Genomic DNA, 10505 nt, shown 5'->3' with positions numbered 1-10505 from the left:
TCCAACCCCGCCGTCATCGCCTTCCTCCGGGAGTACGAGGACGACCTCGTCCTCTGCGTCCACAACTTCTCCCGCTTCGCACAGCCCACCGAACTGGACCTCAGCCGGTTCAACGGGCGGCACCCCGTCGAGCTGTTCGGCGGTGTCCGTTTCCCGGCGGTCGGTGATCTGCCGTACCTGCTGACCCTCGCGGGCCACGGCTTCTACTGGTTCCGGCTCCGCAAGGAAGGCGCATAGAAGCCCGGGTGGGGCGGTTTCCGCCGCCCCGCCCGGGGCACGCAGAAGTAATCACCCCGACGCACCGGGGAAAGGACGTGACGCCATGGCGGAAACGGTCACCTCATCCGGCACCACCACAAGTCCCGGCCAGATCCTCGCGTCGCTCGATCCACTGCTGCGCGAGTGGCTGCCGAGGCAGCGCTGGTTCGCGGGCAAGGGACGCCCGGTCACCGGTTTCACACCGGTCGCGGCCACCGAACTGCTGCCCGCCGACACCCGGCTCGGGCTCCACCACCTGCTGGTCCAGGCACACCAGCCGGCCGCGCTGGGCGCCCCGCCCCAGCCCGGCGACTGCTACCAGCTCCTCATAGGCGTGCGTGAGGCGCTGCCGCCCCGGCTGGCGCCCGCGCTGATCGGACATGTGGCTCAGGGCCCGCTCGCCGGACGCACGGTGTACGACGCCCTGTACGACACCCGGCCCGCCGAGGTGCTCCTGGAGGCGCTGCGCTCCCGGGCCCGCATCGGCGGGCTCCGTTTCGAACGGGACCCGCGCCAGGAGATCCGCGAGGGACTCGTGGCCCGGCTGATGACCGCCGAGCAGTCCAACACCTCGGTGGTCTACGGAGATACGTTCATTCTCAAGCTGCTGCGCCGGGTCGTGCCCGGCGTCAACCCCGATCTGGAGATACCCCTCGCGCTGGCCCGGGAGGGCTGCGCCCGGGTGCCCGCGCCGACGGCATGGCTGCACGCCGAGCTGGACGGCGACTCCTACGTCCTGGGCGTGCTCCAGCCGTTCGTGCGGGGCGCGGGCGACGGCTGGGAGCTGGCGCTGCGCGAGCTCGCCAAGGGCGAGGACTTCACCGCCGAGGCGCGGGCGCTGGGGCGGGCCACCGCCGAGGTGCACACCGCCCTCGCCCGCGCCCTGCCCACCGTCACCCTGGGCCACAGCCAGCTGCGGGTCCTCGTCGACGGCATGGTGGAGCGCCTCACGGCCGCCGTCCAGGCGGTGCCCGCGCTCGGGCCGTACGAGACCGGGCTGCGCTCGGCCTTCGAGGCGCTGGACGACCTGGCCGCCGAGGGCCGCGCCTGGACCGCCCAGCGCATCCACGGCGACCTGCACCTCGGCCAGTGCCTGCGCTCGCCCTCCGGGCAGTGGTCGCTGATCGACTTCGAGGGCGAACCGGCCCGGCCGCTGGCCGAGCGGCGCATGCCGCAGCCGCCCGTGCGGGACATCGCCGGAATGCTCCGCTCCTTCGACTACGCGGCTCATTCCGTCGGTCCTGCGGCGCAGGACTGGGCGACGGCCTGCCGGGCCGCCTACTGTTCCGGTTACACCGAGGTCGCGGGCACCGACCCGCGCACCGATCCCGTACTGCTGCGCGCCTACGAGACGGACAAGGCGATCTACGAGGTCGTCTACGAGGCCCGGCACCGACCCGACTGGCTCCCCGTACCCCTCTCGGCGGTCCACCGCCTCGCCACGTCCGACCTGACCTAGGGGGCCGCCGCCCCCTGACCCTCGCCCGGGAGACGCGTCCGTGACGTCCAAGAAGTCAGCGTCCGAGAAGCACAAATCCGCCAAGACCAAGTCCGCCGGCAAGTCCGCCAAGAAGAAGGCGCCCGCGCAGGCCAAGCCGCCGGAGATCGAGACCGAGGTCGCGCCCGCGCCCGCTTCCGCTTCCGTGCCGGCTCCCGCCCCCGCGCCCGAGGTGGAGGTCGCCGTCTCCCCCGCCGTCGACGCCGGTGACCGCGAGCGGCTGCTGCACGGCACCCATCACGATCCGCACGGGGTACTGGGCGCGCACCCGGTGACCGGCGGGGTCGCCTTCCGGGCCTTCCGCCCGTACGCGCGGGCCGTCACCGTCGTCTCCGGCGAGCTGCGGGCCGAACTGCACGACGACGGCGACGGCTTCTTCTCCGGGCTGCTCCCGCTGCGCGAGGTCCCGGCGTACCGGCTGCTGGTGTCGTACGAGGGGAACGTCCACGAGACCGCGGACGCCTACGGCTTCCTGCCCACGCTCGGCGACCTCGACCTGCATCTGCTCGGCGAGGGCCGGCACGAGCAGCTGTGGCAGGCGCTCGGCGCGCACCCGACGACCCACCAGGGGGTGACGGGCACCCGGTTCGCGGTGTGGGCGCCGAACGCGCGGGGCGTGCGGGTGGCGGGGAGCTTCAACTTCTTCGACGGCACCGGCCATCCGATGCGCTCGCTCGGCTCCACCGGGGTGTGGGAGCTGTTCGTGCCGGACCTCGGCGAGGGCGAGCTGTACAAGTTCGAGATCACCCGCCCGGACGGCTCCCGTACCCTGCGCGCCGACCCGATGGCCCGGCGCACCGAGGTGCCGCCCGCCACGTCGTCCATCGTGACGGCCTCGCGCCACGAGTGGGGCGACGAGGAGTGGCTGGCCCGCCGCGCGGACACACCGGTGCACGAGGCGCCGTTCTCGGTGTACGAGGTCCACCTGCCGTCCTGGCGGCCCGGCCTCACCTACCGGCAGCTCGCCGAGCAACTCCCCGCCTACGTCAAGGACCTGGGGTTCACCCACGTCGAGCTGATGCCGGTCGCCGAGCACCCCTTCGGCGGCTCCTGGGGCTACCAGGTCACCGGCTTCTACGCGCCCACGGCCCGCCTGGGCACCCCCGACGACTTCAAGCACCTGGTGGACAGGCTGCACCAGGCGGGGATCGGCGTACTGATGGACTGGGTGCCCGCGCACTTCCCGCGCGACGACTGGGCACTGGCGGAGTTCGACGGCCGGCCGCTGTACGAGCACTCCGACCCGCTGCGTGCCGCGCACCCCGACTGGGGCACGCTGGAGTTCGACTTCGGCCGCCGCGAGGTGCGCAACTTCCTGGTCGCCAACGCCGTGTACTGGTGCGAGGAGTTCCACATCGACGGGCTCCGGGTGGACGCCGTCGCCTCCATGCTCTACCTCGACTACTCGCGCGAGCCGGGCCAGTGGACGCCGAACGAGCACGGCGGCCGGGAGAACCTGGACGCGGTGGCCTTCCTCCAGGAGATGAACGCCACCGTGTACCGGCGCTGCCCGGGTGTGGTGACCGTCGCCGAGGAGTCGACCGCCTGGGACGGTGTCACGCGGCCCACGCACCACAAGGGCCCGAGCGGCTTCGGCGGCCTCGGTTTCGGGCTGAAGTGGAACATGGGCTGGATGCACGACTCGCTGGAGTACGTCGCTCATGAGCCGGTGCACCGGAAGTACCACCACCACGAGATGACCTTCTCGATGGTGTACGCCTACAGCGAGAACTACGTCCTGCCCATCTCCCACGACGAGGTGGTGCACGGCAAGCGGTCGCTGGTGTCGAAGATGCCGGGCGACTGGTGGCAGCAGCGCGCCAACCAGCGCGCCTATCTGGGCTTCATGTGGTCCCACCCCGGCAAGCAGCTGCTGTTCATGGGCCAGGAGTTCGCCCAGGGCGCCGAGTGGTCCGAGGCGCACGGCCCCGACTGGTGGCTGCTCGACCCGGCCTACGGCGCCGAGTCCGACCACCGGGGCATGCGCGACCTGGTCCGCGACCTCAACGCGGTCTACCGGCACACCCCCGCCCTCTGGCAGCGCGACACCGACCCGTCGGGCTTCCAGTGGATCGTCGGGGACGCGGCCGACGACAACGTGGTGGCGTTCCTGCGGTACGACGCCGAGGGCGGTCCGCTGCTCGCCGTGTCCCACTTCGCCCCCGTCGTCCGCCACGAGTTCCGCCTCGGCGTCCCCGACGACATCCCCGCCTGGCACGAGGTCCTCAACACCGACGCGGCCCGCTACGGCGGCGGCGACGTCACCAACCCCGACCCGGTCAAGCCGGAGGCGACCGCCTGGCACGGCCGCCCGGCGAGCATCCGGCTGACCCTGCCACCGCTGGCTACGGTGTGGCTGCGGCCTGCTTGAGTCCCTCGGGCAGGTCACCCGTGTGCAGCACCCCGAGCCGCTGGGTCGCCCGGGTCAGGGCGACGTACAGGTCGCTCGTGCCGTAGTCGCCCGGCTCGACCACCAGGACGGAGTCGAATTCGAGGCCCTTCGCCTGGCGCGGGTCCAGCAGGACGACGGTCCGCGTCAGGTCGGGCTCGGCGCCGGCCGTGACGCCGTCGAGGTGCGCTGCGAGGCGGCGGTGGAGGTCGCGGGGGGCGATCACCGCCAGCCGGCCCTCCGTGGGGGTCAGTTCGGAGACCGCCTTCTCCACGGCGCCGGGGAGGTCGTCCGCCACGTGCCGCACCCAGGGCCGTACCCCGGTCGAGCGTACGGAGCTCGGCGGGGTGAAGTCCGGGTTCTCGGCGCGGACCACCGCCGCGGCGACGTCCATGATCTCGGACGGGGTGCGGTAGTTGACGCCGAGCCGGGTGTGCTCCCAGCGGTCCTCGACGTACGGCTCGAGGATCTCCGCCCAGGAGCCGACGCCCGCCGCCTCCGCGGTCTGCGCCGGGTCGCCGACGAGCGTCATCGAGCGGGTCGGGCTGCGCCGCATCAGCAGCCGCCAGGCCATCGGGGACAGCTCCTGCGCCTCGTCGACGATGATGTGCCCGAACGCCCAGGTCCGGTCGGCCGCCGCGCGCTCGGCGGCGCTGCGGGAGTCGTCCTCCTCGTGCCGCTCGGCGAACCGCTCGGCGTCGATGATGTCGTGCGCGGACAGCACCTCCGAGGACTCCGGGTCGCTGTCCTCCTTGTCCTCGAACTCGTAGGTCCGGGAGGCGTAGGAGACGTCCAGTACGCCCTGCGCGTAGGCGATCTGCGTCTCCCGCTCCCGTTCGGCGCGGGCCCGTGCCACCCGGTCGTCCTCGCCGAGGAGTTCGGCCGCCTCGTCGAGGAGGGGCACGTCCGCCACCGTCCAGGCCCGGGTCACCGGGCGCCGGACGGCGTCGGCGTCGGCCTCGGACACGTATCCGTCGGGCTCGGCGAGGAAGTCGGCGACCAGCCGGCGCGGGGCCACCCGCGGCCACAGCTGGTCGATGGCGGACCAGACCTCGGGGTTCTCGGCGAGTTCGTCGCGGATCTGGGTGATGTCGGAGGCGTCCAGCAGGCTGCTGCCGTCGTACGGGTCGGTGCCCACACGCTCGGCGTACAGCTCGGTGAGCGCGTTGAGGATGTGCCCCTCGAAGTGCTCGCGGGCCACGTTGTGCGGCAGCTTGGCGGCTCGGGTGCGCTCGCGGGCGACGTTCACCAGGCCGTCGTCGAGCATCAGCACCTCGCGGTCGTGCTCGATGGCGATCACCGGGTCGGGCAGCGCCTGCCGGTCCCGTACGACGGCGGCGAGCACGTCGGCCATGTCGGCGCGGCCCTTCACGGCGGCCGCCTCGGGCGTGTCGGTCGCCGTCGCCCTCACCCCGGGGAACAGCTCGCCGACCGTTGCCAGCAGCACACCGGTCTCGCCGAGGGAGGGCAGCACCTCACCGATGTAGCCGAGGAAGGCGGGGTTGGGGCCGACGATCAGGACGGCGCGCCGGGCCAGCAGCTCCCGGTACTCGTAGAGGAGGTAGGCGGCCCGGTGGAGGGCGACGGCCGTCTTGCCGGTGCCGGGGCCGCCCTCGACCACCAGCACCCCGCGGTACGGGGCCCGGATGATCTCGTCCTGCTCGGCCTGGATGGTCTGCACGATGTCGCTCATCCGGCCGGTGCGGGCGGAGTTGAGCGCGGCCAGCAGCACGGCGTCGCCGGTCGGGTCCTCGTGGCCGGTCCTCTCCCGGTCCCCCAGGTCGAGGATCTCGTCGTGCAGGGAGGTGACCCGGCGCCCGTCGGTGGCGATGTGCCGGCGCCGGCGCAGGCCCATCGGGGTGTGGCCGGTGGCCAGGTAGAAGGGGCGGGCGACGTCGGCCCGCCAGTCGATGAGGACGGGGGTGCGCTCGGCGTCGTCCCGGCGCAGCCCGATCCGGCCGATGTGGTGCTTGACCCCCGAGGTCAGGTCGATGCGGCCGAAGCAGAGCGAGCCGTCCACCGCGTTCAGCGCGGCGAGCAGCCCCGAGCGCTCGGCGACCAGGATGTCCCGCTCCAGCCGGGCCTGCATGGGCTTGTCGCCCTGGGCGAGGGCGTCCGTGACGGAGTCCTCGGTGTCGCCGCGAAGGGCGTCCACGCGCGCGTACAGTCCATCGATGAATTCCTGCTCATGGCGCAATTCATCGTCTGGAAATTCGGTGTTTGACAATTCCGCTCCCGCCCGGATATACTGTGCTCACTGAACTTCTCCGCGATCTCATTCAATCGAAGTCGCGAACCATTGAATATACGCAGAGAAATCCCCCGAGCGCAATTGCTCGGGGGATTTGTTCTTGTCCGCGCGGGATTACAGCACGTCGGACAGCTTCTCCAGGAGCCGGCGCTTCGGCCGGGCGCCCACCATCGACTTCACCGGCTCGCCGCCCCGGAAGACCATCAGGGTCGGCGTCGACAGCACGCCGTACGCGATCGTGGTCTGCGGATTCCGGTCGACGTCCAGCTGGACGATCCTCAGCCGGTCACCCTCCTCGAAGGCGATGTCCTTCAGCACCGGCGCCAGCTGCCGGCACGGCCCGCACCAGTCGGCCGTGAACTGTACGAGCACGGGAAGTTCGGCGCCGATCACCTCCGCCTCGAAATCCGCGTCCGTCACCTCGTCCAGGCCGCTCACCTTGGTCACCGTATCCGCCCTCCCAGTTCGCACCCGGGTTCCGGACCCCCCGGAACCAGCGCCTCGGCGGCCAGCTCGCCCATGACCTGCTCGGCCCGCGCCAGCTGCCCGGCGACCGTCGCCCGCACCGCCGTCAGCTCGCCGACGAGCTCGTCGAGCTCGGCCAGCTTGCGCCGGTAGACCGCCAGCGACGCCGGGCACGAGTCGCCCTCCGGGTGACCGGCCCTGAGGCACTCCACGAACGGACGTGTCTCCTCCAGGTCGAACCCGAAGTCCTGGAGCGTCCGGATCTGCGTGAGCAGCCGCAGGTCGTGCTCGTCATAGGTGCGGTGACCGAGGTCGTCACGGCGCGCGGGCAGCAGCCCGCGCGACTCGTAGTACCGCAGCGTGCGCGTGGTGGTCCCGGCCCGTGCGGCCAGTTCGCCGATTCGCATACCCGTGACCGTAGGCCTTGACGCCGACGTCAACGCAAGCCCCTCACCGCGGCGGCAGCAGCGGCTTGTGCCGCACCGGGGAGGACAGCACGATCGACGTCGTCGTGCGCCCGAGCGCCGAGGTCTGCTCGAGGATCTCCTCCAGGTGGACGGTGTCGGTGACGGCGGCCTTGAGGATCCAGCAGTCCTCACCGACGACGTGGTGCGCCTCGGTGATCTCCGGCCGGTCGAGCAGTTCCAGGGTGCGGGGGTGCGTGAGGGTGTAGCCGCCGTGCGGGTTGACCCGGATGAACGCCTGGATGCCGTAGCCGAGACGGGCGGGGGTGACCCGGGCGCCGTACCCGCCGATCACGTCCGCCGCCTCCAGCCGGCGCACCCGCTCGGCCACCGCCGCCGGGCTGAGGCTGACCCGCCGCCCCAGCTCGCTGAGCTTGATCCGCCCGTCGGTCTGGAGAAGCTGGAGGATCTGCCGGTCCACCGCGTCGAACACCACCGGCGTTTCGTGGGCGACGGCACGCAGATGCCGTTGTTCTTTCGGTGCGGCGGCGGAATCTTCCATGTCTTCCCCTTCAGACCACGCGGACGAGCCGGGAAAATTATGGTCCATGCGAGACGTCGGAGAGACAGCCGGAGAGACAAGAGAAGCGATACCAGACGTGCTGGTGATCGGCGGCAGCCGCTATTTCGGCAAGCGGCTGATCGCGCGGCTGCTGGCCGCCGGGGACCGGGTGACCGTGCTCAATCGCGGTTCCTCGGCGCCGGCGCCCGGCGTGGTGCACCTGTCCGCCGACCGGGACGACGAGGCGGCGCTGACCGAGGTGCTCGGCGGGCGCACCTTCGACGTGGTGGTGGACCAGGTCTGCTACACCCCGCGCCAGGCGGCGATCGCCCGCCGGGTCTTCGCGGGCCGTACCCGCCGCTACGTGATGACGTCGACGGTCGAGGTGTACGAGCGGGAGGACTCCGCGACGCCGGTGCCGGAGACCGCGGTCGATCCGCGCACGGTGGCCGTCGACCTGGGGCTGCCCTGGTCGGACCCGGAGTTCCTCGACGCCCACTACGGCGAGGGCAAGCGGCAGGCGGAGGCGGTGTTCGCGGCCGGCGGGGACTTCCCGTACGCGTCCGTGCGGGTCGCCCACGTCCTGGGCGGGGACGACGACTTCACCGGGCGGACGGCGTACTACGCCGAGCGGATCCGCGCCGGCGCCCCCATCCCCGTACCGCCGGTCAGCCGGCCGGCGACGTACATCCACGTGGAGGAGATCGCCGACTTCCTGTTCTGGGCGGTGGGCGAGGACTTCACCGGGCCGGTGAACGCGGCCTCGCACACGCCGCTGAGCACTCGGGAGCTGTGCGCGGCGGTGGCCGCACACGTGCCGGGCGGCCGGACGGTCTTCCGTACCGCCGAGGCAGGCGAGGAGGTCTCCCCGTTCTCCTTCTCCCGCTCCTACGGCATGGACAACTCCCGGGCCACCCGGCTCGGTTTCACCTTCGGCGACGCCCGGGACTGGCTCCCGAAGGCCGTGGCCGAGACCCTCGGAAGGAACGACTGACATGAAGTCGCGTCTTGTCGGCGCCGTGCCCGTGAGTGCCATCGGCCTCGGAGCGATGCCGTTGTCCGTCGAAGGCCGTCCGGGCGAGGCCCGCGCGCTCGCCACGGTGCACGCCGCGCTGGACGCGGGCGTGACGCTGCTGGACACGGCGGACTCCTACCACCTGCCCGGCGACGACCCCGGCCACAACGAGTTCCTCCTCGCCCGCGCCCTCGCCGCGTACGGCGGGGACACCGACGGCGTCCTGGTCACCACGAAGGGTGGCCGCGGCAGACCCGCCGACGGCAGCTGGACGGTGACCGGCACCCCGCGGCACCTGAAGGCGGCCGCCGAGGCCTCGCTGAAGCGGCTGGGCGTCGAGGCGATCGGCCTCTACCAGCTCCACAAACCGGACCCCGCGGTGCCCTTCGAGGACTCGGTGGGCGCCCTGCGCGAGCTGCTCGACGAGGGCAAGATCCGCCTCGCCGGGATCTCGAACACGGATGTGCGGCAGATCCGCACGGCCCACGCGATCCTCGGTGACCGCCTGGTCTCCGTCCAGAACCGCTACTCCCCCGCCGTCCGCGACAGCGAGCCGGAACTCCGGCTCTGCGCCGAACTCGGCCTGGCGTTCCTCCCTTGGAGCCCGCTCGGCGGCGTCTCCCGCAGCGTCCTGGACGGACCGTCGGAGCCGGCGGCCGACCGCTTCGCCGCCTTCCACGCCGTGGCCCGGGAACGTGGGGTGAGCCCCCAGCAGATCACTCTGGCGTGGCTGCTGGCGAAGTCCCCGGCGATGGTGCCGATCCCGGGCGCGAGCCGCCCGGAGACGATCCGGGACTCGGCCGCCGCGGCCGACCTGGTCCTGAGCGGCGAGGAGCTGGCACGGCTGGACGGGGCCGAGACGTCCTAGACCCCGAGTCCGGCCGACTCCTCCACCTCCATCAGCGACGCGCTGTGCCGTTCCTCGTCGAAGGCCTTGCGGCCGCCGCGGAGGCCGAACAGGCGCTTGGCGAGGGCGATGTAGAGGACGGCGAGGATGTTGAGGACCAGCGTGGCGATCTTCAGGTAGCTGACCTTCTCGGTGAGTTCGTAGATCTCCAGGGGGAGGAAGGCGGCCGTGGCGACCACCGTGAGGTACTCCGCCCAGCGCTTGGCGTACCAGAGGCCGACCGCCTCGACCAGTTCGATCAGGGCGTAGGCCAGCAGCAGGGCCGCGACCAGGAGCAGCGTGGAGTGCTTGTAGCCGAAGGCCTTCTGGATGGAGCCGACGACCGGGGAGTGGTCGAGGTCGTAGTGGAAGTGCCGGAAGACCGGGCGGACGACGTCCAGGTTCTCGTTGAAGAGCCGGCGTACCGCGTCCTGGCTGTTGCTGAACCTCCACACCGCCACCGCGACCAGCACGATGAACACCCCGCGCACGGCCCGCTCGATCGCCAGGAAGCGGAGGATGAACAGGTCCCGCAGGACCTTCCCGCGCGGTACCAGCGGGGCGTCGGCGGCCGGTCCGGTGCCGTGCGGCTCGCCGAGCACGAAGTCGCCGCAGCGCAGGCAGCGCCAGACGTCCCCGAGCGCGGTCTGCGCGTGCAGCCGCACCCGCAGCCGCGGGTCGTCCGGCGCGTACGTCACATGGCCCTTGCGGGCGCAGGTCCGCCGGTCCCAGTCGATCTTCATTTCCCCCGTGCCTCCATACGTACACGCACAGCCG

General features: G+C 72.0%; 10 protein-coding genes. 5 read left to right on the top strand and 5 right to left on the bottom strand.

The annotated features are described in order from the left end of the window. The 3 genes from ABZ915_RS31295 to glgB form a co-directional block, all read left to right on the top strand. A partial coding sequence (locus ABZ915_RS31295; RefSeq protein ID WP_361810171.1) for an alpha-glucosidase C-terminal domain-containing protein occupies positions 1 to 237 on the top strand: 237 nt, incomplete at its 5' end. A gap of 85 nt (positions 238 to 322) precedes the next feature. Continuing rightward, positions 323 to 1717 (top strand): maltokinase, encoded by a 1395-nt coding sequence (locus tag ABZ915_RS31290; RefSeq protein WP_361810169.1) that lies wholly within the window; start codon positions 323 to 325, stop codon positions 1715 to 1717. A 40-nt stretch (positions 1718 to 1757) separates the two neighbouring features. Continuing rightward, positions 1758 to 4127 (top strand): 1,4-alpha-glucan branching enzyme, encoded by a 2370-nt coding sequence (gene glgB, locus ABZ915_RS31285; protein WP_361810167.1) that lies wholly within the window; start codon positions 1758 to 1760, stop codon positions 4125 to 4127. Here the strand turns inward: glgB and ABZ915_RS31280 are convergent. The 4 genes from ABZ915_RS31280 to ABZ915_RS31265 all read right to left on the bottom strand — a co-directional run bounded on the left by ABZ915_RS31280 (position 4102) and on the right by ABZ915_RS31265 (position 7761). Beyond that, on the bottom strand, positions 4102 to 6342 hold the full coding sequence (locus tag ABZ915_RS31280) for a UvrD-helicase domain-containing protein (protein ID WP_361810165.1): 2241 nt from the start codon (positions 6340 to 6342) through the stop codon (positions 4102 to 4104). The two genes, glgB and ABZ915_RS31280, sit on opposite strands and share 26 nt — an antisense overlap. Before the next feature lie 168 nt (positions 6343 to 6510). Further along, positions 6511 to 6843: a thioredoxin domain-containing protein gene (locus ABZ915_RS31275; RefSeq protein ID WP_361810163.1), complete on the bottom strand. Its 333-nt coding sequence runs from the start codon at positions 6841 to 6843 to the stop codon at positions 6511 to 6513. Continuing rightward, on the bottom strand, positions 6840 to 7268 hold the full coding sequence (locus ABZ915_RS31270; RefSeq protein WP_361810161.1) for a MerR family transcriptional regulator: 429 nt from the start codon (positions 7266 to 7268) through the stop codon (positions 6840 to 6842). The genes ABZ915_RS31275 and ABZ915_RS31270 overlap by 4 nt, the downstream gene beginning before the upstream one ends. A gap of 43 nt (positions 7269 to 7311) precedes the next feature. Then, positions 7312 to 7761, bottom strand: a complete 450-nt coding sequence (locus ABZ915_RS31265) for an Lrp/AsnC family transcriptional regulator (protein WP_361810191.1) — start codon at positions 7759 to 7761, stop codon at positions 7312 to 7314. Positions 7762 to 7873: 112 nt separating this feature from the next. Between ABZ915_RS31265 and ABZ915_RS31260 the strand changes: the two genes are divergently transcribed. Continuing rightward, complete coding sequence (locus ABZ915_RS31260; RefSeq protein ID WP_361810159.1) at positions 7874 to 8821, top strand: NAD-dependent epimerase/dehydratase family protein; 948 nt, start codon at positions 7874 to 7876, stop codon at positions 8819 to 8821. Between the two features lies 1 nt (position 8822). Continuing rightward, positions 8823 to 9710: an aldo/keto reductase gene (locus ABZ915_RS31255; RefSeq protein ID WP_361810157.1), complete on the top strand. Its 888-nt coding sequence runs from the start codon at positions 8823 to 8825 to the stop codon at positions 9708 to 9710. On the opposite strand, the gene ABZ915_RS31250 is transcribed toward ABZ915_RS31255, so the two are convergent. After that, positions 9707 to 10471: a DUF2127 domain-containing protein gene (locus tag ABZ915_RS31250; RefSeq protein ID WP_361810155.1), complete on the bottom strand. Its 765-nt coding sequence runs from the start codon at positions 10469 to 10471 to the stop codon at positions 9707 to 9709. The two genes, ABZ915_RS31255 and ABZ915_RS31250, sit on opposite strands and share 4 nt — an antisense overlap. Between the last annotated feature and the right edge of the window lie 34 nt (positions 10472 to 10505).

The organism is Streptomyces sp. NPDC046915 (genome assembly GCF_040644935.1).
GTDB lineage: Bacteria > Actinomycetota > Actinomycetes > Streptomycetales > Streptomycetaceae > Streptomyces.
Note: the sequence above shows the minus strand (reverse complement) of the source record. Positions and strands in the feature narration are given on the sequence as shown.

Coding starts and splice junctions, on each gene's coding strand:
- ABZ915_RS31260 (WP_361810159.1), top strand. CDS start 7,874: ATGCGAGACGTCGGAGAGACAGCCGGAGAGACAAGAGAAGCGATACCA.
- ABZ915_RS31290 (WP_361810169.1), top strand. CDS start 323: ATGGCGGAAACGGTCACCTCATCCGGCACCACCACAAGTCCCGGCCAG.
- ABZ915_RS31250 (WP_361810155.1), bottom strand. CDS start 10,471: ATGAAGATCGACTGGGACCGGCGGACCTGCGCCCGCAAGGGCCATGTG.
- ABZ915_RS31270 (WP_361810161.1), bottom strand. CDS start 7,268: ATGCGAATCGGCGAACTGGCCGCACGGGCCGGGACCACCACGCGCACG.
- ABZ915_RS31255 (WP_361810157.1), top strand. CDS start 8,823: ATGAAGTCGCGTCTTGTCGGCGCCGTGCCCGTGAGTGCCATCGGCCTC.